We start from the raw sequence: 22,522 nt of genomic DNA on the forward strand, positions 1-22,522 counted from the left end.
CTCGGCTACACCGTCACCCTCACCGCAGCAGCCTGACCCCACACTCGAGCCGACCTCGCCGATTGCCGCCGAGGTCCGCTGCAGCGCGCTCGCCGAGCCCCAGTGCGGGTGGCTATTTTCCGGTCAGCTCACGGTTGCGGGTCCTGACTCACGACCGGTGCCGAGTCAGGACCCGGAACGATCAGCCCACCTGATCATCGGGGGCCACCCAGAGACGCCGAGAGCCGGCCACCTCGCGGTGACCGGCTCCCGGCGTCGTGGATCAGGCGAGATAGTCGCGCAGGGCGTCGGCGCGCTGCGGGTCGCGCAGCTTGGCCATCGTCTCGCGCTCGATCTGGCGGACCCGCTCGCGGGAGAGACCGAACTGCTTGCCGATCTGCTCCAGGGTGCGCGGCTGGCCGCCGTCCAGGCCGAAGCGGAGGACCACCACGTCGCGCTCCCGCTCCTCCAGCGTGGAGAGCACGTTGCGCACGTCGCCCTTCATCATCTGGAAGGCCACGGCGTCCTCGGCGACCGCCGCGTCGGCGTCCTCGATGAAGTCACCGAGGCGGGACTCCTCGTCGGCACCGACCGTCTGGTCCAGCGACACCAGGTCGCGGGAGTACTCGAGCAGCTCGGTGATCCGCTCCGGGGTCATGTCCAGCTCGAGGCCCAGCTCCTCGGCGGTGGGCTCGCGCTCCAGCTCCTGGTGGATCCGGCGCCGGGTGCGCACCACCTTGTTGACCTGCTCGGCGAGGTGCACGGGCAGCCGGATGGTGCGGCCGGAGTCGGCCATCGCGCGGGTGATGGCCTGACGGATCCACCACGTCGCGTACGTCGAGAACTTGAAGCCCTTGGTGTAGTCGAACTTCTCGACCGCCCGGATCAGGCCGACGTTGCCCTCCTGGATGAGGTCCAGGAACGTCATGCCGTGGCCGGTGTAGCGCTTGGCCACCGAGACGACCAGGCGCAGGTTGGCCTCGAGCAGGTGCCGCTTGGCGGCCTTGCCGTCGACGGCCAGCGCCTTGTAGTCCCGCTGCAGGGCAGGGGTGAGCTGCCGCTCGGCGAGCAGGCGCTCGGCGTAGAGGCCGGCCTCGATCCGCTTGGACAGCTCGACCTCCTGCTCGGCGGTGAGCAGGGCGGTCTTGCCGATGGTGTTGAGGTACACCCGGACGAGGTCGGTCGAGACCAGACCGCTCGTGTCCGGCTCGCGGCGGGGCGAACGGACCTCGAGGGTGTCGGTGGTGGAAGACTGCAGCAGCGTCACGATCTGTCTTCGTCCTTGCCTTCGTGTCGGATGCACACCGCCGGTCGTCGATGGGCGACGGCGCATCCGGGCGTCGGGGGTGGGGCTGCTCCGCCGGCTCGGGTCAGCCGGTGAGCCTCCGCTCTCTGTGTCCCTGTGGTACGCCCTGTTCAACGGCCCCTGCGGGGTCCGGTGTTCCACGGATGCCCGTTTCACAGCAAACGCACAGGGCGTGTGTCGCGTCACGGCGGTCTACCCCGGACCGGCGGCGGTCAGACCTCGAGCAGCAAGGTCATCGGTCCCTCGTTGACCGACGAGACCAGCATGCGTGCGCCGAACACCCCCGTCGCCACTTCGCTGCCGCGACGGCGCAACTCGGCGACCACCTGCTCGACCAGCGGCTCGGCCACCTCACCGGGGGCGGCGTCCTGCCACGAGGGACGGCGGCCCTTGCGGGTGTCCGCGTAGAGGGTGAACTGGCTCACCACGAGCACCGGCAGGCCCAGGTCGCCGACCGAGCGGGCGCCGTCGTCGGTGGCGAAGATCCGCAGCTCGTGGATCTTGCGGGCCAGCGCCCGTGCCTGCGCGGCGTCGTCCTCGCGGCCCACTCCGACCAGTGCCAGCAGGCCGCGGCCGATCTCGCCGACGACCTCGCCGTCCACTGTTACAGCCGCTGTACCCACCCTGCTCACCACCGCGCGCACCTGACCATCCTCGCCCGCGCGCCCGGCTGGACCAGCACGTGTGAACAGGCGGCACCGGGGGGACCGGCTCGGCGGAACGGCGCCGACCTGCGTCAGACGGGTCGCGCTCCGACGTCCGTGGCCGTGCCCGCGGCCGGCGAGCTGTCCGGGTGGCCCGGTCCGGGCTGCGCGCGGACCTGGCGGACGTCGACCGGCTGGTCGCACACGTTGCACACGACCACGGCCTGCATGTCGTGGTCGCAGGTGGTGTGGTGCAGCACGAGCGGGGTGCCTTCCGGTCCGGTCAGCCAGCGGTCACCCCAGGCCGCCATCGCGGCGAGGACGGGGTAGACCTCCCGGCCCTTGTCGGTGAGCCGGTACTCGTGGCGGAGAGGGCGCTGCTGGTACTCCACCCGGCGCAGCAGCCCCTCGGCGACGAGGTGGTCCAGCCGCCCGGCGAGGATGTTGCGACCGCTGCCCAGGGCCCGCTGGAAGTCCTCGAACCGGCGGGTTCCCAGGCAGGCCTGGCGGAGGATCAGCAGGTTCCACCCGTCGCCGAGGATGTTGACGGCGCGGGCGATGGTGCACGGCCAGGCCGATGTGTCGGTGCGCGTCACGGGGCCAGGGTAGTGCGTTGCTTCGTGGAACGGACGACGCTACGGTCCGAACCATGAGCGAACCCTCTCGGGTCGGGGCAGCGCAGGAGCGGCATCCGCACGGTGAGGTGCGCAGCGAGGTGGTCGACGCGCACATCCTGCGGATCACGGTGGACCGCGCGGAGAAGAAGAACGCGTTCACCCCGAAGATCGCCGACGAGCTGTCGGCCGCGCTGACCCGCCTCGACGAGCAGGCCGAGCTCTGGGTCGGAGTGCTGACCTTCGCCGGCGCGCACACGACCGCCGGGCTGGACATGCCCCTGTTCTTCGGCGCGGGCGCCGCCGAGCGGAACACCGACGGCGTCGACCCGTACGGGCTGCGTCGCCGGCTGACCAAGCCGCTGGTGACCGCCGTGCAGGGGATCACCTACACGATCGGTATCGAGATCGCGCTCGCCGGGGACGTCGTCGTCGCCGCCGAGGACAGCCGGTTCGGCCAGCTGGAGCCGAAACGGGGACTGGCTCCGCTGGGCGGCGCGACCATCCGGTACGCGCAGCGGGCCGGCTGGGGCAACGCGATGTACCACCTGCTGCGCGCCGACGAGTTCGACGCCGCCGAGGCCCACCGCATCGGCCTCGTGCAGGAGGTGGTCGCACCGGGCCGGCAGGCCGACCGGGCGCTGGAGCTGGCGCGGGAGATCGCCGCCTGCTCCCCGACGGCGCTGGCACACACGATCGCCAACGCGCGCCTGGCCGCGGAGCAGGGGGAGCCGGCCGCGGTCGAGGCGATCCCGGCGATGGCCGCGGCGGTGCAGGCGACCGCCGACTTCCAGGAGGGCATCGCCTCGTTCGTCGAGCGGCGCCCGGCCCGGTTCACCGGTCGCTGATCGGGAACGGAGGGCAGCATGCGGATCGCCGTCGCCGTCAGCGGGATCAGCGACGAGGAGCTGGCGTTCGTGACGGAGGCCGAGCGGCTCGGCGCGGACTCGGTGTGGATGGCCGAGGCCTGGGGGCACGACGCGTTCACCCCCCTGGCCTTCCTGGTCGCCCGGACCAGCCGTATCCGGCTGGCCACCGGGATCGCCCAGCTGGGCGCACGGACCCCGGCGCTGCTGGCGATGTCGGCGATGTCCATGCAGGCGCTGTCGGGCGGCCGGTTCCTGCTGGGGCTGGGCACCAGCGGCCCACAGGTGATGGAGGGCTGGCACGGCGTGCGGTTCACCTCCCCGCTGGCGATGACCCGGGAGACGATCGAGATCCTGCGCACGGTGACCGCCGGGGAGCGGCTGGTCCACGACGGCGCGGTGTACCGGTTGCCACTGCCCGACAGCGCGGGCCGGGCGATCCGGTCGACGGCGCCGCCGACGCCGGTGCCGGTGTACCTGGCCGCGATGGGCCCGAAGAACCTGGCCCTGACCGGTGAGCTGGCCGACGGCTGGCTGGCCAACGCGTTCATGCCCGAGACCGCCGCGGCCTTCCTCGAGCCGCTGGCCGCCGGCGCCGCCCGCGCCGGGCGGACGGTCGCCGACCTGGACGTCGTCGTGCCCGTCGGAGTGGAGTTCACCGACGACGAGGAGGAGGCGGCCCGCCGGCACGCCCGCGGCTACGCCTTCACCATCGGTGCCATGGGCAACCGCGCCCAGAACTTCTACAACGCCGCCTTCGCGCGCCAGGGCTACGGCGAGGACGTCCGCGCCGTGCAGGAGTTGTGGCTGGCCGGTGAGCGCCAGCAGGCCGCCGACCGGGTGCCGGTGGACCTCGGCCGGCGGACGAACCTGCTCGGCCCCGCGGAGCTGGTGCGCGAGCGGATCGCTGCCTACCGCGCCGCAGGCGTGACCACTCTGCAGGCCAAGCTCGCCGGGCCGCTGGACGAGCGGCTGGCCACCCTCGGCACGCTGCTGGAGCTGTGCACCGACCCCGCCGAGCAGAGGAGCTGATCTGCCGTGAAGTACGCCGACGGCCCCACCGTCGAGGTGCAGGCGCTCATCGACGCGCCGCCGGCCGCGGTGTGGGCGCTGGCCAGCGACATCACCACCCCCACCCGGTTCTCCGCCGAACTGCAGGAGGTGCGCTGGCTCGACGAGCAGCGCTTCGTCGGGCGCAGCCACCATCCCGCGATCGGGAACTGGGAGACCACCTGCACCGTCGTCGCCCGCGAGCCCGAACGCGAGTTCGGCTGGGTGGTCGGGGACTCCGAGCACCCGTCCGCCTCCTGGCGCTTCACCCTCGAGCCGACCGACGCCGGCACCCTGCTGCGCCAGTGGATGCGCATGGGCCCGGCCCCCTCCGGTCTGACGCTGGCCATCGAGGCGCACCCGGACAAGGAGGACCGCATCGTCGCCCGCCGGCTGGAGGAGCACCGGGGGAACATGCAGACCACCGTCGACGGCATCAAGCGCCTGGCCGAGAGCCACGGATCTGCCGAGTGACCCGGGGTCCTCCCGGCGACGGGCGCTCCACCGTCGGCAGGATTCGGGCGTGCCCACCTCGCGCCTCGCCCAGGACGACGCCGCCGACGAGCTGCTCGGCTGTCACGGTGACGAGCTCACCTCCCTACCGGCACCCCGGTCCTCCGTCCACGGTCACGCCCGGAACGACGGGGTGACGGGCCGTTGTGTACGTTCGTTCCTATGAGTTCACGGCCCGACGCGGGCGACATCCGGACCATGCGCGAGCGGATGCTCGCCGGCGACCTCTACATCGCCGACGACCCCGAGCTCGCCGAGGCCAGCACCCGGGCCCTGGACCTGGCCGACGCCTACAACGCGACGACGGTCCGTCAGGCTCCCCTTCGCCGTCAGCTGCTCGAGGAGTTGCTCGGCGCCGTCGGGGAGGGCACCGAGATCCGGCCGCCGTTCCACGTCGACTACGGCAGCCACATCCGCATCGGCGCCCGGTGCTTCGCGAACTTCGGTCTCGTCGCGCTGGACGTCGCGCCGATCACCATCGGGGACGACGTCCAGATCGGGCCCGACGTCCAGCTGCTCACCCCGACCCACCCGGTCGAGCCGGAGCCGCGGCGGGACAAGTGGGAGGCTGCCGAGCCGATCACGATCGGCGACAACGTCTGGCTCGGCGGCGGAGCGATCGTGCTTCCCGGTGTGACCATCGGGGAGAACACCGTCGTCGGGGCCGGGTCGGTGGTTGCGCGCGACCTGCCGGCGAACGTGGTCGCCGTGGGCAATCCCGCCCGCGTCGTCCGCAGGCTGGACGAGCCCGGCCGGTGAGTGCCGACGCCCCCGTACCGGCGCGGCGGGCCCGCCGGTACGACCCGGGACGGCGCGACCGGCTGGTGGACACCACGCTCGACGTCATCGCAGAGAACGGCGTCGCCGCCGCCACGCACCGGGCGATCGCCCGTGCGGCCGACGTCCCGCTGGGGTCGCTGACCTACCACTTCGGCTCGCTGACCGACCTGTTCGCCGCGGCGTTCACGCGGCACGTCGACACCGTCGCGGCCCGCTTCGACGAGCGCATGCGCGCCGCACCGGACCGGGCGGCGGCGCTCGAGGCGCTGGTCGAGCACCTCACCGGCGACCTGCTCGGCTCCCAGCGCGACCTGGTGCTGGCCGTCGAGCTCTACGTCGCCGCGGCCCGCAACCCGGCCCTGCGGGCGGTCACCCAGGACTGGATGTCCCGCAGCCGCCGCAGTCTCGAACGCCACCTCGACCCGGTGACTGCGCGAGAGGTCGACGCGCTGGTGGAGGGCCTGGTCCTGCACAGCGCCCTGTCCACCGACCCGATGGACGCCACTCGGATCCGCTCCGCCCTCCACCGGCTCGCCGGCTGACCCGGCCGTTCCTCGGATCTCGCCTGGTCCGTCGCTGCCGCGACCGTCGACGCCGCGCAGAACGCGCCCGGGCACGCGGTCGTGTCCTACCGGGGCCCGATCCTCGACGCGGGAGGGCTGCCAGCCAGTTCGCCCGGGTGGTTCACGGGCGCCGGGCCAGGGCGGTCGCCTGCTCCGAGCACAGCTCGGCCAGCGCCTGGGGAGCCGACCGGCAGAGCCGCGGAAACGCGAGATAGCCGTGTGGCATGCCGACGTACTCGGTCAGCCGTACCGGCACGCCGGCTTCGGTCAACGCCGCGGCGTACCGCCGGCCGTCGTCGCGGATGGGGTCGTGCTCGGCCACCTGGACCAGTGCCGGCGGCAGCCCCGAGAGGTCGTCGGCGAACAGCGGTGAGGCGTAGGGCTGCTTCGGGTCCTGGCCGCCGAGGTAGTGGTTCCGGAAGGCCAGGCAGTCGGCCTTCGTCAGGATCGGCGCCTGCGCGTTCTGCTCGATGGACGGGCTGCTCATGGTCAGGTCGACGGCCGGGTAGATCAGCCCCTGGTGGGCGATGGGCGGGCCGGAGCGGTCCCGGGCCATGAGGCTGACCACCGCTGCCAGGTTCCCTCCCGCGCTGTCGCCCATGACCGCGATCCGGCCGGCGTCGGCACCGAACTCGGCGGCGCGGTCGACCACGTCGACGAGGGCCTGGTAGCAGTCCTCGGCCGCCGCCGGCCAGCGGTGCCCGGGCGCGAGCCGGTAGTCGACCGAGACGACGACGGCGCCGGTGGTGGCCGAGACATGGCTGCACAGCCAGTCGGCCGTGTCCAGCGAGCCGATCGTCCAGCCCCCGCCGTGGAAGTTGACCACCAGGGGGAGCGATGTGCCGACCGGCTGGTCGGGCCGGTAGACGCGGATCGGCACCGGGCCGATCTCGCCCTTCGCCGTCCGATCGGTCAGCCGCACGCCCTCGGCGACCGCGCCGAACAGGAGGTCGGTCACCGGGTTGTGGCCGATTCGTCGCTGCTGCACCTTCCGCAGTCGGGCGTCGTCCATCTTGCTGACCGACACCAGTCCGACCAGCCGACCGATCAGCCGCACCCGCAGATCCATCCGGGCCATCGCGTCCCCCTTCGTTCCGCCGGCCTCGGCCAGCGTGCAGAGCTTCCGCGCGTGCCCGTCCGGCTCGACGAGACGAGCGGTCACGCTAGGTCCGGCCTGCATCGGGTGCAACCGCGCAGGTTCAGTCCACCGTGTGCGGCCGGATTCGGCGCTTCCGGACGGGGAACCGGCGCGCTGGGGCTCGACGGGGCTGGGCCGGATGGTGCCGCCGGACCGGGATGGGTGCTGTCGTCGTCGAGCTGGCCGGGTTCGCGTTGGCCCGCGACGGGACCGTGCCCGTCGAGCCGCCGCGCTTCACCAGGTCGGTGGCCGGATCCCGAGCTCCTCCAATGCGGCGTGCACCCGCCGGGCGTCCCGGTGCGCGTACCGGAGCGTCGGCGGCTGCTCCTGCAAGCGCACCGGCAGGTCCTGGGCGGCCAGTCGGTCGGCCACGGTGCGCAGCTCCATGGGGTCGTCGGTGAAGGTGAAGCCGCTCTCCATGCCGGCCCACTTCCGCCGGTCGGCCAGCACCAAGCCGGCCAGGACGGCGGCCGGGCCAGGCGCCGCCCGCAGCGGCCAGGGCCATCCCGACCGCCGGAGCGCCGGCGCCGACGCGGCCGCCGCCACCAGACAGGCGCCGCCCAGTGCGCTCCGGCCCACCGCGTTCAGCCGGGCGGTGCGGAGGAACGGCCAGCGCTCCGGGCGCGGCCGGCGCCGCACCGGCCGAAGGGGGACGAACGACTCCCAACCCATCTCGGCATGGTCGGTGAATGGACACTCCGGCGTCCACGACCCCGGAGGAGCGTGGCGACCCGAGAGGATGGCGGCGGGCAGCGTCGAAGAGCGGGGTGGTCGTCGTGCAGGAGGCCGGGTCGGCGTCGTGGCGGTTCGAGGAGTCGAACCCGCAGCTGCCGCACGTGGCCCTCTACGTCCGGGACGCCGTGCAGCTGCCGGTGCCGGCCGCACCGGGCGTGCCGCCTGCCCTGACCCACCGGCCGCCCGACCGCAGCTCGCTGCTGAGCTTCGCGGAACGGGACGAGGCGGCCCGGCAGTGGGAGAGCTGGTGGGACGCCCTGCTCGAGCTCGAGGTGCGCGCACGGACTCGGCCGTCGGCCCCGAACGACCGCCGGGGGTGGGAACAGCGGCGCATGGAGAGAGAGCAGGCAGGTGTACCGCCGGAGTTCGCTGCGCTGCAGGATCGTCCCCCGCTCCACCGCGCGGTCCTGGGCACGTACAGGGAGGCGCTGGACTGGACGAACGACCGCCGGTCATCCCGGCCCCGGAGCGATCGCCTCGGGTTCGCCTACGAGCTGGTCCGGCAGGTGGCTGAGGACGTGGCCTTCGACCGGCAGGTCAGCCCGGCCGAGGTGAACGGAACAGCCTTGGTCCTGGACGTCACGGGCGAGTGGTGGCACGAGCTGACGCCGGGAACCGTGGCCTGCTCCCTCGCGGCCGCACGGGCACCCGTCCCGGCGCGGCGCGTCCTGCGGCTGGCGTTCGATGCCGCCCTCGACCGGTGACCCGACGACCGGTCTCGACGGGTGCTCCGAGCGTCGGGTCAGTCGCCTGACCCCGGCAGGAAGTGTCGATCCAGGTCGCGACAGCGCAGGGGAACGGCCACAAGGCGAGCGTGGTCGAGCCTGTTCAGCTCCAGGGCTCAGCCGGTCGCAGCCATGCCGATGCCCACGGTCGGGCCGTCCAGGCGGTCGCCCGTCCGATGCCGCTGCCGGCGCCGGTGACGAATGCGACCTCGCCGGCGAAGCGGCGACCAGCTGTCTCTGCCATCTTCGTGCTCCTCTCATGTCCTGGACATGTGGTGGCTGTGCGGACTGTCGGTGAGCGGTCCGGCGTCGTCCGCCCGGTTCGGGTCGCGGTAGACGGCGAGCAGCGCCTTGATCGCGCGCCGCTCGTCCATCGCCCGGTACGCCTCGGCGGCCTGGTCCAGCGGCAGGGTGAGGTCGAAGACCTTCCCCGGGTCGATGGTCCGGTTGCAGATCAGCTCGATGAGCTCGGGCAGGAACCGGCGCACCGGGGCGGGGCCGCCGTGCAGGTGGACGCCGGAGAAGAACAGCTCCTCACCGGGCAGTGCCACGTCGTGGGAGACGCCGACGTAGCCGACGTGCCCGCCGGGGCGGGTGGCGCGGATGGCCTGCATCATCGACTCCTGGGTGCCCACGGCCTCGATGACCGAGTGCGCGCCGAGCCCGCCGGTGAGCTCCTTGACCCGCGCGACGCCGTCGTCGCCGCGCTCGGTCACGACGTCGGTGGCACCGAAGTCCAGGGCGAGCTCCTGCCGGGGCTCGTGCCGGCTCATCGCGATGATCCGCTCGACGCCCAGCTGCTTGGCCGCGAGGACGCCGAGCAGGCCGACGGCGCCGTCGCCGACGACGGCGACGGTCTTGCCCGGGCCGGCCTCGGCGGCGACGGCGGCGAACCAGCCGGTGCCGAGCACGTCGGAGGCGGCCAGCAGGCTCGGCACGAGGTCGTCGGGGGGCGTGTCGGGGGTGGCGACGAGGGTGCCGTCGGCCAGCGGGATGCGGGCGTACTCGGCCTGGGTGCCGATGGGGTTCATCGGCTCGGCGTGCACGCAGCGGGACTGGTAGCCGGCCCGGCAGATCTCGCAGGTGTTGTCGGAGGCGAAGAAGGAGCCGACGACGAACTGCCCCGGCTTGATGGTGCGGACCTCGCTGCCGACGTCCTCGACGACGCCGACGTACTCGTGCCCCATCGGGGTCGGCCCGTCGACCTCTTCGATGCCGCGGTAGGGCCACAGGTCCGAGCCGCAGACGCAGGTCGCGGCCAGCCGGATGACCGCGTCGGTGGGCTGCTCGATGGTCGGGTCCGGCCGCTGCTCGACGCGGATGTCGCCGGGGGTGTGGAGAACGGCTCCTCGCATGGGGGTGCTCCTTCTGGAGTGGGGTGGGCGCTGGACTCCACAGAACCCCTCCGGGCACGGGCGTGGGGGGTCGCGTTCGTGGGGGGTAGAAGCTCGACCTCCCTGGACCGGCGGGGCGACGTAGCGTCGACGTGGTGGACAACCGCTCCGACATCCGCGACTTCCTCACCGGCCGGCGCGCCCGCATCACCCCGGAGCAGGCGGGGCTGCTGCCGGGCGGCGGACGGCGGCGGGTGATCGGTCTGCGCCGTGAGGAGGTCGCCGTCCTCGCCGGGGTGAGCACCGACTGGTACACCCGGCTGGAGAAGGGCCACATCGCCGGCGTCTCCGAAGACGTCCTCGACGCCGTCGCCCGCGCACTGCAGCTCGACGAGGCCGAGCGGATCTACCTGTACGACCTGGCCCGCGCCGCCAAGCCCACCCGCGCACCCCAGCGGCGCAGCAAGGCCCGGGTCCACCCCCGCGTGCAGTGGATGCTGGACTCGATGACGTCCTCGGCGGCGTTCGTCCGCAACGGCCGCATGGACATCCTCGCCAGCAACACCCTCGCCCGCGCCCTCTACGTCCCGCTGTTCGACGACCCGCGCCGGCCGGCGAACATCGCCCGCTTCCAGTTCCTGGACCCACGGGCGCGCGACTACCACACCGACTGGGACGGCGCGGCCAACACCACCGTCGCCCTGCTGCGCACCGAGGCCGGCCGCGACCCCCACGACAAGGACCTGCGCGAGCTCGTCGGGGAGCTGTCCACCGTCAGCGAGGCGTTCCGCACCCGCTGGGCCGCCCACGACGTGCGCCTCCACCACGCCGGGGTCAAGCAGTTCCAGCACCCCGCCGTGGGCAGCCTCGACCTCGTCTACCACTCCCTCGACCTGCCCACCGAGGACCACTGGGTGCTGGACCTGACCATCTACACCGCCGAACCCGGGTCACCGTCCGAGGACGCTCTCAAGCTCCTGGCGAGCTGGACGGCGACCACCGCCGACACGACCGCCCCTGCGACAGAGCGACCCTGACCTCGCCCTGCGGCGGTCGACGCCGCGGCAGCGGGGCGTTGTGGCGGAGCGCCTGTGCGGCACACTGCCCGGGTGCCACGCTCCGCATCGCCCAGGACGCCGCCGCCGACGAGCTGCTGAGCCACGACCCGCTCGCGCTGCTTCTCGGAATGATGCTGGACCAGCACATGGGTGGACGAAGCAGCAGGCCGGCCCTGTCCCAGGGGGCGGTGCAGGCAGGCGCGGATCAGAGGCCGAGGTATCGGGTGGCGGCGACCTCGACCTCCTCGAGTTCGTCGCGATGGAGGAAGTAGGCGGGCTCTCCGTGGATGAACCGCACGTCGATGCTGCGTAGCTGATCGACGAGGAACCGGGTGGGAACCCCGCCCAACTCGATCTCGGGCCGGAAGACGGTCGGCTGTGCCTGTGTCGACGTCGGAACGATCGTGGCGACGCTCCACGCCATGTCGGTCGGGCTCAGGACCAGGCCGTAGCGCCGGCCGCGTTGCTCGTGCCCACGGCGTGCCTCGCCGAGGTCGACCCGGTAGACGGCGCCGCGGATCACCAGGCGTCGGCCTCGCCGGACAGGTCCTCGTCCGCCAGCCGCTCGGCGTCGGCCCGCGCTCGCGCAAGCCACGCTTCACGGTCCAGGAGGCGGAGGGCGCGGCGGATGACGTCGGCCGTCCGCTCGTCGTCCCGCATCGCCTCGCGGATGATCCGCTCGTCCTCATCGGTCGGACGAAATCCGATGGTCCTGGTCACGCCGTGAGGTTATACAGCTGTTTGACAGCTGTGCAACAGTCGGCGGTCCAGGTGATCGAATCGCGCAGTGGCCGCTGGGTACCGCCGCCGGATGATTGCCGCGGGACGGCTCCCCGGCACCATCTCCACGTGCCGGCCCTCCGCATCACCCAGGACGACGCCGCCGACGACCTGCTGAGCCGGACCCGCTCGCCCTGCTCCTCGGGATGATGCTGGACCAGCACACGCGTCGACGAAGCCGCTGACGGTGGCAGAGGCAGCCCGTCCGGAGCGTCGGTTCGGATCGTTGCGGACATCCGTCCACAACGGTGTGTACGCTCGTCCACATGCTCGTGCATGCGGACGCCGCCTGCTGGAGGATGCCCGAGCGGATGCGTGACCGAGAACCTGCCGGGCCTCCCGCCGCGCGAGGCGGAACCCGACCGTGAGCGCCCAGGCGACCGCGGAGGCGCTCGGCCGCCCGTCAGCCGGCGAGCCGGCTCGCCGGGCGCGCCGCTATGACCCCGACCGGCGCGAGCGGCTCATCGCCACGGCGCTGGACGTGATCGCCGAGCACGGCGTCGAGGGCGCCACCCATCGCGCGATCGCGCGGGTCGCCGACGTGCCGTTGGGATCGACGACCTACCACTTCTCCTCCCTCGACGAGCTGCTGGCGGCCGCGTTCACCGTCCACGGCGAGCAGGTCGCCGGGGCGCTCGAGGAGTGGATGCGTGCGGCGCCGGACCAACAGGCCGCGCTCGACGCGCTCGCCCGGCACCTGGCCGAGGACCTCCTCGGGAACGAGCGCACGCTGGTGCTCGCCGTCGAGCTGTACGTCGCCGCCGCTCGGCGCCCGGCGCTGCGCGCGGTGACCCAGGACTGGATGGTGCGCAGCCGGCGAGCGCTCGAGCTGCACTTCGACCCGGTGACCGCGCGCGAGCTCGACGCCCTCGTCGAAGGGCTCGTCCTGCACCAGTTCCTGTCCACGGACCCCATGACGCCCGAGCAGGTTCATTCCGCCCTCCTCCGCATCACCCGCTAGTCCGGCCGTCGCCGCCTCGCGGCACGCCTCTGCAGCCTGTCCCGGAGCCCTCCACCATGCCGTCCCCGTCCCCGTCACCTGCTCCTGCCGTCGAGCCGCGTCTGCGTCACGCACGCGCGGCCGTGTCGGCGCTGTTCTTCCTCAACGCGGTCCTGTACGCGAACCTCGTGCCGCGGCTGCCGGCCATCAAGGACCAGCTGGATCTGGGCAACGCCGCGCTCGGCAGCGCGATCGCCGCGATGCCGGTCGGGGCGCTGCTGGCCGGGCTGCTCGCGCCCGTCCTCATCCAGCGGCTGGGGTCAGCGAAGGTCGCCGCCTTCGGACTGATCGCGCTCGCGGTGGCCGTCGCCGTCGTCCCGCTGGCCGGAACCTGGATCGTGCTCGTAGCCGCCATGCTCGTCGTCGGGGCGCTGGACGCAGTCGTCGACGTCGCGCAGAACGCGCACGGGTTGCGGGTGCAGCGCGCATACGGCCGCTCGATCTTCAACTCCCTCCACGGGCTGTGGAGCATCGGTGCCGTCGTCGGCGGGCTGCTCGGGTCCGCCGCCGCCGGGCTGTCCGTACCGTTGAGCGTGCACCTGGCAGCGTCCGCGGCCGTGTTCGGCGTCGTCGCGCTGGTGGCGTACCGCCTCCTGCTCGCGGGCCCGGAGGACGCCGAGCGCGCCGGCCCGGGTGACGGCGAGCCGGCCCCGGCCGCCGGCCGCCGGCTGCTCGGGCACGCCACCGGTCGCACCGTGCTGCTACTCGGGGTGCTGGGCGTGCTCGCGTCGTGCGAGGCGTTCGTCCAGGACGCCGGCTCGACCTGGGGCGCGCTCTACATGCGCGGCGAGGTGGGAGCCAGCGCCGCCGTCGGCGGTCTCGCCTTCGTCGCGCTGCAGGGCGCGATGACCGCCGGTCGTCTCGTCGGCGACCGGGTCGTCGACCGCTTCGGGCAGCGTCGTGTCGTCCGCGTCGGCGGGGCCGTCACCGCCGCCGGCATGAGCCTCGCGCTCGCCGTCCCGTCCGTCGGCACGGCGCTGCTCGGGTTCGCGCTGGCCGGCCTCGGCGTCGCGACGCTCTTCCCGGCGGTCATGCACGCCGCGGACGAGCTGCCCGGCCTGCCGCACGGGGTCGGCCTGACCGTCGTCAGCTGGCTGGTGCGCGTGGGCTTCCTGCTCTCTCCGGCGGTCATCGGCGTCGTCGCGGACGCGATCAGCCTGCGCGTCGCGCTGTTCAGCGTCGTGCTCGCCGGACTCGTCGTCCTGCTGGGTGGGCGGGTCCTCGTCGCCGCCCCCGCGCAGGACCGCGAGCCCAGCGCGGCGGACGTGACCGCGCCAGGCGGGCCGGCGGCCGCCCCGACGACGCCACGGCCGTGAGCGCGACGATGCGTCCGCGAAGCAGGTGAGCGCTGAGCCCGGGCGAAGAGATGAGATATCTACCGCCGGCGTCGGCGTGGTAGGCGATGCTGCCGCCGGTTTCGAAGTCGTCGGCTTCGATCTCGCTCATGGCCAGCGGTGCACCGGTGTGGTCGCAGCGGCGGCCACAGAACCGCACGCGGCCACAGCCGCCTTCGTCTCGCTCGGCCAGCTGCCCGGACCGATTGCTCGACGGCAGGCGCACCGGACGTCTCACATCGAGGAGCGGCTCCGGCGACAGCACCGGCGGGGAAACGTCATCCTCCGGGCGGGTGCGGCAGACTGCTCGGGTGCCGACCTTGACGCTCGCCCAGGACCCGGCGGCCGACGAGCTGCTCGGCCGCGACCCGCTCGCGCTGCTGCTCGGGATGCTGCTCGACCAGCAGTTCCCGATGGAGCGGGCCTTCTCCGGGCCGCGGCTGCTGGCCGACCGCATGGGGGTGGACGCCCTCTCCGCGGCCGACATCGCCGACGCCGACCCCGAGCAGCTGACCATCTGGTCCCAGGGGCCGCCGGCGATCCACCGCTACCCGGGCTCGATGGCCGCCCGGGCGCAGGCCGTCTGCCGGCTGCTGGTCGACCGGTACGGCGGCCGGGCCGAGGCCCTGTGGGACGGCGTTCCCGACGGCGCCACCCTGCTGCGGCGGGTGCGGGAGCTGCCCGGCTTCGGCGCGCAGAAGGCGGAGATCCTCGTCGCGCTGCTCGGCAAGCAGTACGGCGTGACCCCGCCCGGCTGGCGGGAGGCCGCCGGGGACTACGGCCTGGAGGGCTCGCGCCGTTCGGTCGCCGACATCACCGGCCCCGAGTCGCTGGCCGAGGTCCGGCAGTTCAAGCAGGAGGCCAAGCGCGCCGCCAAGGCGGTCGCGAGCTGCTGAGTTGGTGTGCGGGGGGCCTGCGCCGACCCCGATCCGGTGGCACGATGGGCGGCGGACCCCGGGCTGTGCGGGGACCCGCGCGCCGTCGGGACGCCGGGCGCCGCAGCCCGCGGAGGGGATCCGCCGGATCCGTCAGGGCCGGCGGAGAGGAGGAAGCCCGTGGCCTCGAGCCAGCCGCCCGCGCGTTCCCGTCGGCCCGAGCCGGTGCTCATCACCGAGGCGGAGCCGAGCCTGGCCGAGCAGCACGCGGCACGGAAGCGGCGCTACGTGCTCACCATGGCCGTCCGCGGGGTGAGCCTGGTGCTGGCGGCGGTCTTCTACCAGGTCCTGTGGCTGGCGCTGATCTTCGCCGTGCTGGGCACCGTGCTGCCCTGGATCGCGGTGATGATGGCCAACGACCGGCCACCGAAGAAGAAGCTCGACGTCAACCGCTACACCGCACCCCGGCCGGACCGCATCCTGGAGAACCCCGCCCGCCCCGGCCGGGTCATCGACCACTGACCTCGGCCGGGCACCGACCCTCAGCGGGCCCCGGGCCGGCCGATCACGGCCGCGGCCTCTGCCAGGCCCGCCTCCAGCGCCGCCACCGGGTCGCCGTCGGGGTGGGCCAGCCACACCGACAGCAGCCCGGCGGTGAACGCGTCCCCGGCACCGGTGGTGTCGACGACGGCGGCCGGGTGCGCGGGCCGGTGCACCAGTCCGTCCCCGGCGGCCCACAGTGCTCCCTCCGCGCCCAGCGTCACGACGGCGACCGGGTACCGCGCCGCCAGCGCGCGGGCGGCCGCCGCCGGGTCGGCGCAGCCGGTGAGCAACCGCGCCTCGGCCTCGTTGGGCAGCACCAGCGTGGCCGCCGCGGTGTCGACCAACCACCGTTCGACCCCGTAGCCGGCCAGCGGCCCGGTCGACGCCGGGTCCACCGAGACGGTGCACCCGGCGGCGCGGGCCGCGGCCGTCGCCGCGAGTCCCGCCGCGCGCGGGGCGGGGTCGAGCAGGGCGTAGCCGGACAGGTGCAGGTGCCCGCCCGGTGCCGGCGTCGGGACGTCGGCCGGCGCCAGCGCGAGGTTAGCGCCGCGGTCGGCGAGCATGCTGCGCTGCCCGTCCGGCTCGACCAGGCTGACGATCGTCCCGGTGCCGGCCCCGGCCACGGTCCGGACGGCGGGCGTCACGCCGGCGGCGGCCAGCTCGGCCACCAGGCCGGCGCCCGCGGCGTCGTCCCCGACGCAGCCGGCGAAGGTCACCGGCGTCCCCAGCCGGGCCAGGTGGACGGCGACGTTCGCGCCGGCACCGCCGCCGCGGGTGCGGATGGCCGCCGGCCGGTCCGAGCCGGGCGCCGGGTCCCCCTCCAGCAGCACGACGACGTCCGTGGCCAGGTCGCCGACCACCACGACACCGGGCGCGGTGGCGCTCACCCCGGGACGCCCGGCCGCGGCGCACGTCTGGCCAGAACGGCGGCGATCCGGCCGGCCAGCTCGGCGTTGCGCAGCACCAGCCGCACGTTGACCGCCAGCGTGGCGCCTCCGCTGGCCCGGTGGAGGTGGTCGAGCACGAAGGGCGTCACCGCCTTGCCGCTCACCCCGGCGTCCCCGGCCGCGGTCAGCGCGTCGGCGATCACGCGGTCGTGCAGGACGGGGTCGAGCTGCTCGTCCGGCGGCAGCGGGTGGGCGACGACCACCGCGCCCGGCGCGAGGGCCCGCCGAGCGGCGAGAACGGCCGCGGCCTCCTCCGGCGAGGAGACCGCCCAGTCGACCGTCGAGCCGGAGTCGGCCACGTAGAAGCCGGGGAACGTCGTCGTCCCGTAACCCACGACGGTGACCGACAGCGACTCCAGCCGCTCGAGCGTCGCCGGGACGTCGAGGATGGACTTCACGCCCGCGCACACGACCAGCAGCGGCGTGCGCGACAGGATGGTGAGGTCCGCGGACTCGTCGAAGGTGTCGGCCGCCTGGCGGTGGACGCCGCCGAGCCCTCCGGTGGCGAAGACGCCGATGCCCGCGTCGGCGGCCAGCAGCGCGGTGCTCGAGACCGTCGTCGCCCCGCTGCGGCCCAGCGCGAGGGCCACGGGCAGGTCGCGCACGGCGAGCTTGGCGAGGTCGGGGTCGGCACAGACCCGGTCCAGCTGGTCGGTGGTCAGGCCGATGTGCGGTCGGCCGTCCAGGACGGCGATGGTCGCCGGCACCGCGCCACCGGCCCGCACGGCGGCCTCGACCTCGTCGGCCGCGGCGCGGTTGTCCGGCCGGGGCAGGCCGTGGGCGAGCAGCGTGCTCTCCAGCGCCACGACCGGCCGGCCCTCGGCCAGCGCCTCCGCGACCTCGCGGGACACGCTCGGCGCCAGCGGCACGGGGACCGGAGGGGACTGCACGACCGGCGGGGGGAGGATCTCGGCCGGACCGGGGTGGGGAAGCTGCACCCTGCCATCATGGGGGCGGGGGAGTCGCGCCCGGCGGGCGCCTCCCCGCACCCGTCCCCGACCCGAGGGAGCACCGCGTGAGCAGCACCGACCTCCTCGAGAAGCCCGACGTCCGCGAGGGCGACACCGGCAACGCCAACGCCAACGAGGTCTTCCACTACGTGCGCAAGAACAAGATCGCCGAGAGTGCGGTCATGGGCACGATGGTCGAGGCCCTGTGCGGCGAGGTCTTCCCGGTGACCAAGAGCCCGAAGCCGGGCAGCCCGGTGTGCCCGGCCTGCAAGGAGATCTACGAGCAGCTCAAGAAGGACTGAGTGGGCCGGTCGCGGGGTCCGGAGGGTCCCCCGACCGGGACACGGGCAGCGGCTCAGCGGGGACGGCATCTGGCGGCGCTGTGGTCGGGACGAGCGGGGCCCGGAGGGTCCCCGAGGGACGGCCGGATGGGCTCAGCTCAGCAGGGGTACGGCACGTGGCCGCGGTGTCGTCCGGTAGGACGACGGTGTCAGAGCAGGTCCAGCTTGCGGGCGCGCTCCAGCTTGGCCGCCCGCCGGGCCTGGCTGCGCCGGAGGTGCCGGCGCAGCGGCGCGGGCCAGCGGGCCTGGACGGTCGCGTTGAGCTCGGCGCCGAGCAACACCGCCATCCCGAAGAAGAAGCAGAACAGCAGGGCGGCGATCGGGGTGGCCAGCGCGCCGTAGGGCAGCGTGGCGGTGAGGATGTCGGCCACGTAGGCGCGGGTGAGCAGCGCCGCGACGACGAAGAAGGCGACCGCCAGCACGGTGCCCGGCAGGTGCCGGTGCCAGGGCAGCCGTCGCGGCAGCACCACGTGGTAGAAGCTGGTCAGCGCCAGCAGCAGGCCGATGATCACCACCGGCCAATAGACGGCGTTGACCAGCACCGCCGCGGTGTCCTGCCAGTCCGGTGGGAGCAGGGAGACCAGCACCTCCCGGCCGAGCACCAGCAGCGGCAGCGTCAGCACCGCCAGGAACAGGCCGACGACGAACAGCCACAGCGCCATGAGCCGGGTGTGGATGGGGCCGCGTACGTCGCGCTGGTCGTAGGCGATGACGACGGTGTTCATGAACGTCGCCGTGGCCGAGGACCCGGCCCACAGGGAGAGCAGGAAGCCGACGCTGACCAGCTCGAGCCGCCCGGAGCCGAGGATGTCGTTGAGGGTGGGCTCCACGAGCCCCTCGACGACATCCGCCGTCAGCACCTGGGTCGAGGCGCGGACCAGCTCCTCCTCGATCTGGGCGACCGAGGCGTCGCCGATGAGCGTGCCGAGGTAGCCCAGTGTCCCCAGCAGCCCGATCAGCAGCGGCGGCACCGACAGGATCTGCCAGAACGCCGCCTCCGCGGACAGCCCGAGGATGCGGTCGTGCCAGGCCTTGGCGACCGTGCGTCCGAGCACCTGCAGCGGCACCCGGATCGGTGCCGGCCAGCGGGCCAGCCGTCCACGCGCCCGGACCCCGGTGGCCACGGGCGCGACCGTGGCGCCCCGTGGCGCGTCGTCGGCACCGTCCTCCCCGGTCCTGGCGCGGGCCGATCGGCCGCCGGGCAGGACGGTGCGCATCGCCCCAGTGTGCACGTCAGGGCGCCGACGGACCGGCCCGCCTGCAGGGTCCCGCCGCCGGCCCCGTCCCGGGCCGGCCCCGTCCAGAGGCTCGCCGCGAGCCTGCGAGCGGTGAGGAGGACGGGGTCCTTCTCCGAGGGGTGAGGAGGACGGGGTCCTTTCATGGCGGGGGGCAGGGGGGTCCTCTTCAGCCCCCCGGGGCCGGTGCCGGGGCCGGGACCGGTGCCGCGGGCGCCGGCGGGACGGCGGGGGCGGCCACGGGCACGCAGCGGATCTCCGGCTCGGCGGCGTACCGGGTCCGGAAGTCCTCGCGCTCGAGCACCGCGCCACTGGCCGGGTCGCGGAACACCCGGGTGACCGTGATGTCGAACCCGGTCGAGCCGCTCTGCGGGCTGCAGCTGCCGTCGTCCGGCTTCTCCTGCACGACCGGCTGGCGGAGGTTGTACCGCTCGCTGCTGACCGACTCGATGTCGTACCGCTTGGTCCCGTAGAAGGTGACCGTGAGGGAGCTGGGCGTCCACTGGGTGTCGACGTAGACGCCGGTGTCGCTGTCGTTGCGCCACTCGAGGTCGATCGAGTCGTAGTAGACGGTCGCCTCGCGGCCGGCCGGGTAGCGGCTGATGTAGTAGCTGTGCGGCTTGTGGTAGACGTCCTCGAGACCGGCGAAGAAGACGGCGTTGAACATCGTCGTGGCGACCTGGCTGACCCCGCCGCCGACGGCGGTCGTGAACTCGCCGTTGTTGATGACGCCGGCCTCGACGTAGCCCTGGGCCGTCCCGCGCGGCCCGGTGTAGCCGTTGAGGCTGAAGGTCTCGCCGGGCCGGACGAGCGCGCCGTCGAGTTCCGCGGCGGCCACCCGGATGTTCGTGCCGCTGGCCGCGCTGGTGAAGTTCGTGGTGAAGCTGCTGATCTCCTCGCGGATGCCCAGCGCCTCGGCGTCGGCGGTGCTGAACTCCGGCGCCACCGGGCCCAGCTGCGCTGTCACCGTACGCGGCGCCGGCTGCGGCAGGACCTGCAGCAGCTGGTCGGCCAGCACGGCCGGGTCGACACCGGCGCCGTCGACCGACGGGACGATCGAGACGGTGCCGCCGGAGACGTCGAAGCGAGCGTCCTCCGCCGGGGTGCCGAACGCGGCGAGGCCGTCGCCCATGGCCGTCTGCAACGCGGCCGGGTCGACGGCGACGGCGAGCTCGCCGTCCTCCTGCGGGGTGAAGGTCAGCGCGGCGGCGATCGCGGTCTCGGGCACCTCGACCGAGGTGGCGCCGTCCTCGCTGGACACCGTCACCGGGGCGGCCAGTGCCGGGGTCACGGTCTCGTCCAGGACCCGCTGGGCCTCCGCGGCGTCCACGGACACCTCGGTCACGTCGACCGGGAGCTCGATGGGGGTGCCGGGGTCCCCGCCGGACGCGAGCGCCGCGGTGACCGCGTCGGCGGCGCCCTCGCGGTCGAGGGTGCGTCCGGGCACCGGGTCGACGACGTTCGCCGTCGTCCCCTCGATGGCGATGGTGGCGTCGACCGGGGCACGGTCGACCTGCTCGGCGAGCACGTCGATCTGGGCGGCGAGCGCGGTGTCCTCGCCGGTGATCACGGGGTCCACCTCGCGCTCGTCGACGAGGGTGACCAGCCGGGTCCAGGGGTTGAGCGGCTGGTCGTCCGCGGCGTCGACGGTGCCGTCGACGTCGAGCGTGATGCCGGCGGTCGCGGGGGAGAGGGTGGCCTCCACGTCGTCGGCCACGACGACGTGGTCGGCGACGACGCGCGGGGCGAGTTCGGTCTCGAGCCGCTCGGCGGCCGCGGCGGGGGAGAGGCCGCCGATGTCGACGCCGGCCACGACCGTGTTGCGGGGGACGTCCCCGCCGGCGACCAGCAGGTCGACCCCGTACGCGGCGGCGAGTACGCCGACGGCGGCCACGGGGGTCACCACGGCCGAGCGTCGCCACCAGGGGCGCCGGGGCCCGGGCGCGCCGGCGGCCGGGTCGCCGCCGGGGCCGTCCGCCCCTGGGCCGTGGCTGCCGGAGTCGCCACCGGGACCGGCGTCGCCGGGCCGGGTGGCGGTGCCGTCCGAGGCGGAAGGTGGGGTGTCCGGCTGCACCGGCGGGAGGACTCCGGTCCGCTCGCCGGGGGCCTCTGCTGCGGTCCGGGCGGGCGGCGGCAGCTGGCCGGGGGCCTCACCGGGCGGGAAGCGGATGTCCTGGGTCTCGCCGTCCTCGACGGCCGGGCCCGGAACGGCTGCCGACGACGCCGGTGCGTCGACGGCCGCGGACGTGCCGCCGACGGCCGAGGGACCGGGGACGTCCGGGCCGACGGGGCCGCGGTCGCGCGGGACAGGCCGGGTCTCGTCGGACAGGACCTCGGACCCGGCCCGGGCGGTCTCCTCCGGCTCGGCCGGGGCCTGCTGCGTGGGAACCTGCCCGGTGGGGGCCTGGTCGGTGGGGGGCTGCTCGGTGAAGAGCCCCTGGGCGGGCGGCGTGGGTGTCTGCGGGCGCATCGAGGGATCTCCGGGTTGTCGTCGACCGGGGGACCCCGGGAACGACGGAGCCGCCGACGCCCTGTCCCCGTCGAGCGGGGACGGGACGCCGGCGGCGGCGTCGGGTGAGGGCTTCATCGCTGTCAGCGACGATAGCGCCTCCGTCAGGGGGTGAGGCGCTGTTCGCCGTCGGTCTCGATGATGTCGACGGCGATGTCGCGCAGCTTGCCCTCGTACTCACGGGCGTGGTGCCCGCAGAAGACGAGGTCGCTGCCGCTGGCGAGGACCACCCGCACCTTGGCCAGTGCGCCACAGCGGTCACAGTGGAAGGGAACGACGAGGTCGTCGGCGGGCGGGGTCGTCGTCAGCGTCTGGGTCATCTGGGTCATCACTCGCTCTCTACCGCACGGACCCGCGGCTGCGGATCGGCCTCCTGCACAGCGCCAGGATGTCCCCCGGTGTTCCCGTTCCGTCCGATCCGACGGGGGACTCGCCGCGGGCGGTGAGGCCGGTGCCGGTGGTGCGGGTGGGGCGGGTCAGCAGTGGACGTCACTGGGTCGTGCCGGTCTGTCGTGTCGTGCTGTTCTCGTCGTCTGCATGCGCCGGTCGGTCGTCCGGCTGGTGGTCCGCTGCTGTCTTGACAGCCTCCACGCTACGCCGTCTACCCGGGGCATGACGGCGTACACCGGCCGACCGGCTCATCGGGGTGAGATCGTGACCTTGCTGCAACATCGTCGACCTACCGGTCGACACCGCGGCCGGC

At 74.0% G+C, this 22,522-nt stretch carries 25 protein-coding genes; 12 read left to right on the forward strand and 13 right to left on the reverse strand.

Annotated features, from left to right (window positions below; genetic code table 11):
* Positions 1 to 262 precede the first annotated feature (262 nt).
* The 3 genes from sigB to E4P41_RS15120 form a co-directional block, all read right to left on the reverse strand.
* On the reverse strand, positions 263 to 1,246 hold the full coding sequence (sigB, locus tag E4P41_RS15110; protein WP_135142099.1) for an RNA polymerase sigma factor SigB: 984 nt from the start codon (positions 1,244 to 1,246) through the stop codon (positions 263 to 265).
* 251 nt (positions 1,247 to 1,497) lie between these two features.
* Positions 1,498 to 1,929, reverse strand: a complete 432-nt coding sequence (dtd, locus tag E4P41_RS15115) for a D-aminoacyl-tRNA deacylase (protein WP_135142100.1) — start codon at positions 1,927 to 1,929, stop codon at positions 1,498 to 1,500.
* A 92-nt stretch (positions 1,930 to 2,021) separates the two neighbouring features.
* Positions 2,022 to 2,525 (reverse strand): helix-turn-helix domain-containing protein, encoded by a 504-nt coding sequence (locus E4P41_RS15120; RefSeq protein ID WP_135142101.1) that lies wholly within the window; start codon positions 2,523 to 2,525, stop codon positions 2,022 to 2,024.
* Positions 2,526 to 2,578: 53 nt separating this feature from the next.
* On the opposite strand from E4P41_RS15120, the gene E4P41_RS15125 reads away from it, so the two are divergent.
* The 5 genes from E4P41_RS15125 to E4P41_RS15145 all read left to right on the forward strand — a co-directional run bounded on the left by E4P41_RS15125 (position 2,579) and on the right by E4P41_RS15145 (position 6,294).
* On the forward strand, positions 2,579 to 3,391 hold the full coding sequence (locus E4P41_RS15125; protein ID WP_135142102.1) for a crotonase/enoyl-CoA hydratase family protein: 813 nt from the start codon (positions 2,579 to 2,581) through the stop codon (positions 3,389 to 3,391).
* Between the two features lie 18 nt (positions 3,392 to 3,409).
* Positions 3,410 to 4,441 carry an LLM class flavin-dependent oxidoreductase gene (locus tag E4P41_RS15130; RefSeq protein WP_135142103.1) on the forward strand — a complete coding sequence of 344 codons (1,032 nt, stop codon included), beginning with the start codon at positions 3,410 to 3,412 and terminating at the stop codon, positions 4,439 to 4,441.
* A 6-nt stretch (positions 4,442 to 4,447) separates the two neighbouring features.
* Positions 4,448 to 4,933, forward strand: a complete 486-nt coding sequence (locus E4P41_RS15135; RefSeq protein WP_135142104.1) for an SRPBCC family protein — start codon at positions 4,448 to 4,450, stop codon at positions 4,931 to 4,933.
* A gap of 201 nt (positions 4,934 to 5,134) precedes the next feature.
* Positions 5,135 to 5,731 carry a sugar O-acetyltransferase gene (locus E4P41_RS15140; protein WP_135142105.1) on the forward strand — a complete coding sequence of 199 codons (597 nt, stop codon included), beginning with the start codon at positions 5,135 to 5,137 and terminating at the stop codon, positions 5,729 to 5,731.
* Positions 5,728 to 6,294: a TetR family transcriptional regulator gene (locus E4P41_RS15145; protein ID WP_135142106.1), complete on the forward strand. Its 567-nt coding sequence runs from the start codon at positions 5,728 to 5,730 to the stop codon at positions 6,292 to 6,294. The genes E4P41_RS15140 and E4P41_RS15145 overlap by 4 nt, the downstream gene beginning before the upstream one ends.
* Positions 6,295 to 6,436: 142 nt before the next feature.
* Here the strand turns inward: E4P41_RS15145 and E4P41_RS15150 are convergent, their stop codons facing one another.
* Both E4P41_RS15150 and E4P41_RS15155 read right to left on the reverse strand, forming a co-directional pair.
* Positions 6,437 to 7,477, reverse strand: coding sequence for an alpha/beta hydrolase (locus tag E4P41_RS15150; RefSeq protein ID WP_167761102.1), 1,041 nt, complete (start codon positions 7,475 to 7,477; stop codon positions 6,437 to 6,439).
* 210 nt (positions 7,478 to 7,687) lie between these two features.
* A complete protein-coding gene (locus tag E4P41_RS15155; protein WP_135142108.1) occupies positions 7,688 to 8,125 on the reverse strand; it encodes a hypothetical protein in 438 nt (145 codons plus the stop codon).
* 17 nt (positions 8,126 to 8,142) lie between these two features.
* Here E4P41_RS15155 and E4P41_RS15160 point away from each other — a divergent pair, with 17 nt between their 5' ends.
* On the forward strand, positions 8,143 to 8,892 hold the full coding sequence (locus tag E4P41_RS15160; protein WP_135142109.1) for a hypothetical protein: 750 nt from the start codon (positions 8,143 to 8,145) through the stop codon (positions 8,890 to 8,892).
* Positions 8,893 to 9,170: 278 nt separating this feature from the next.
* Here the strand turns inward: E4P41_RS15160 and E4P41_RS15170 are convergent, their stop codons facing one another.
* Entirely contained in the window at positions 9,171 to 10,268 is a 1,098-nt protein-coding gene (locus tag E4P41_RS15170) for a zinc-dependent alcohol dehydrogenase family protein (RefSeq protein ID WP_135142110.1), read from the reverse strand.
* A gap of 134 nt (positions 10,269 to 10,402) precedes the next feature.
* Here E4P41_RS15170 and E4P41_RS15175 point away from each other — a divergent pair, with 134 nt between their 5' ends.
* A complete protein-coding gene (locus tag E4P41_RS15175; protein ID WP_135142111.1) occupies positions 10,403 to 11,284 on the forward strand; it encodes a helix-turn-helix transcriptional regulator in 882 nt (293 codons plus the stop codon).
* A 226-nt stretch (positions 11,285 to 11,510) separates the two neighbouring features.
* On the opposite strand, the gene E4P41_RS15180 is transcribed toward E4P41_RS15175, so the two are convergent.
* Entirely contained in the window at positions 11,511 to 11,828 is a 318-nt protein-coding gene (locus E4P41_RS15180) for a type II toxin-antitoxin system PemK/MazF family toxin (RefSeq protein ID WP_135142112.1), read from the reverse strand.
* On the reverse strand, positions 11,825 to 12,025 hold the full coding sequence (locus tag E4P41_RS15185) for a hypothetical protein (RefSeq protein WP_135142113.1): 201 nt from the start codon (positions 12,023 to 12,025) through the stop codon (positions 11,825 to 11,827). The genes E4P41_RS15180 and E4P41_RS15185 overlap by 4 nt, the downstream gene beginning before the upstream one ends.
* A 424-nt stretch (positions 12,026 to 12,449) precedes the next feature.
* Between E4P41_RS15185 and E4P41_RS15190 the strand changes: the two genes are divergently transcribed.
* The 4 genes from E4P41_RS15190 to E4P41_RS15205 all read left to right on the forward strand — a co-directional run bounded on the left by E4P41_RS15190 (position 12,450) and on the right by E4P41_RS15205 (position 15,816).
* Complete coding sequence (locus tag E4P41_RS15190) at positions 12,450 to 13,046, forward strand: TetR family transcriptional regulator (RefSeq protein WP_135142114.1); 597 nt, start codon at positions 12,450 to 12,452, stop codon at positions 13,044 to 13,046.
* Positions 13,047 to 13,168: 122 nt separating this feature from the next.
* On the forward strand, positions 13,169 to 14,401 hold the full coding sequence (locus tag E4P41_RS15195; protein ID WP_245177372.1) for an MFS transporter: 1,233 nt from the start codon (positions 13,169 to 13,171) through the stop codon (positions 14,399 to 14,401).
* Positions 14,402 to 14,730: 329 nt separating this feature from the next.
* Positions 14,731 to 15,315, forward strand: a complete 585-nt coding sequence (locus tag E4P41_RS15200) for an HhH-GPD-type base excision DNA repair protein (protein WP_135142116.1) — start codon at positions 14,731 to 14,733, stop codon at positions 15,313 to 15,315.
* Between the two features lie 159 nt (positions 15,316 to 15,474).
* Positions 15,475 to 15,816 (forward strand): DUF3099 domain-containing protein, encoded by a 342-nt coding sequence (locus E4P41_RS15205; protein ID WP_135142117.1) that lies wholly within the window; start codon positions 15,475 to 15,477, stop codon positions 15,814 to 15,816.
* A gap of 20 nt (positions 15,817 to 15,836) precedes the next feature.
* On the opposite strand, the gene E4P41_RS15210 is transcribed toward E4P41_RS15205, so the two are convergent.
* Positions 15,837 to 16,724, reverse strand: a complete 888-nt coding sequence (locus tag E4P41_RS15210; protein ID WP_135142118.1) for a carbohydrate kinase family protein — start codon at positions 16,722 to 16,724, stop codon at positions 15,837 to 15,839.
* Positions 16,721 to 17,722: a pseudouridine-5'-phosphate glycosidase gene (locus E4P41_RS15215; protein ID WP_245177373.1), complete on the reverse strand. Its 1,002-nt coding sequence runs from the start codon at positions 17,720 to 17,722 to the stop codon at positions 16,721 to 16,723. The genes E4P41_RS15210 and E4P41_RS15215 overlap by 4 nt, the downstream gene beginning before the upstream one ends.
* Positions 17,723 to 17,799: 77 nt before the next feature.
* On the opposite strand from E4P41_RS15215, the gene E4P41_RS15220 reads away from it, so the two are divergent.
* Positions 17,800 to 18,036 (forward strand): DUF3039 domain-containing protein, encoded by a 237-nt coding sequence (locus E4P41_RS15220; protein WP_135142119.1) that lies wholly within the window; start codon positions 17,800 to 17,802, stop codon positions 18,034 to 18,036.
* A 188-nt stretch (positions 18,037 to 18,224) separates the two neighbouring features.
* Here E4P41_RS15220 and E4P41_RS15225 read toward each other — a convergent pair whose 3' ends face one another.
* The 3 genes from E4P41_RS15225 to E4P41_RS15235 form a co-directional block, all read right to left on the reverse strand.
* Positions 18,225 to 19,292 (reverse strand): YihY/virulence factor BrkB family protein, encoded by a 1,068-nt coding sequence (locus tag E4P41_RS15225; RefSeq protein ID WP_135142120.1) that lies wholly within the window; start codon positions 19,290 to 19,292, stop codon positions 18,225 to 18,227.
* 187 nt (positions 19,293 to 19,479) lie between these two features.
* On the reverse strand, positions 19,480 to 21,780 hold the full coding sequence (locus E4P41_RS15230) for a VanW family protein (RefSeq protein WP_135142121.1): 2,301 nt from the start codon (positions 21,778 to 21,780) through the stop codon (positions 19,480 to 19,482).
* A gap of 143 nt (positions 21,781 to 21,923) precedes the next feature.
* The gene (locus tag E4P41_RS15235) at positions 21,924 to 22,148 is read right to left on the reverse strand and encodes a hypothetical protein (RefSeq protein WP_135142122.1); all 225 of its coding nucleotides are present in this window, start codon (positions 22,146 to 22,148) and stop codon (positions 21,924 to 21,926) included.
* Between the last annotated feature and the right edge of the window lie 374 nt (positions 22,149 to 22,522).

It is taken from the genome of Geodermatophilus sp. DF01-2, assembly GCF_004571065.1.
In the GTDB taxonomy this organism is placed as follows: domain Bacteria; phylum Actinomycetota; class Actinomycetes; order Mycobacteriales; family Geodermatophilaceae; genus Geodermatophilus.

Coding starts and splice junctions, on each gene's coding strand:
- E4P41_RS15230 (WP_135142121.1), bottom strand. CDS start 21,780: ATGCGCCCGCAGACACCCACGCCGCCCGCCCAGGGGCTCTTCACCGAG.
- E4P41_RS15125 (WP_135142102.1), top strand. CDS start 2,579: ATGAGCGAACCCTCTCGGGTCGGGGCAGCGCAGGAGCGGCATCCGCAC.
- E4P41_RS15225 (WP_135142120.1), bottom strand. CDS start 19,292: ATGCGCACCGTCCTGCCCGGCGGCCGATCGGCCCGCGCCAGGACCGGG.
- E4P41_RS15130 (WP_135142103.1), top strand. CDS start 3,410: ATGCGGATCGCCGTCGCCGTCAGCGGGATCAGCGACGAGGAGCTGGCG.
- E4P41_RS15235 (WP_135142122.1), bottom strand. CDS start 22,148: ATGACCCAGATGACCCAGACGCTGACGACGACCCCGCCCGCCGACGAC.
- E4P41_RS15155 (WP_135142108.1), bottom strand. CDS start 8,125: ATGGGTTGGGAGTCGTTCGTCCCCCTTCGGCCGGTGCGGCGCCGGCCG.
- E4P41_RS15170 (WP_135142110.1), bottom strand. CDS start 10,268: ATGCGAGGAGCCGTTCTCCACACCCCCGGCGACATCCGCGTCGAGCAG.
- E4P41_RS15140 (WP_135142105.1), top strand. CDS start 5,135: ATGAGTTCACGGCCCGACGCGGGCGACATCCGGACCATGCGCGAGCGG.
- E4P41_RS15160 (WP_135142109.1), top strand. CDS start 8,143: ATGGACACTCCGGCGTCCACGACCCCGGAGGAGCGTGGCGACCCGAGA.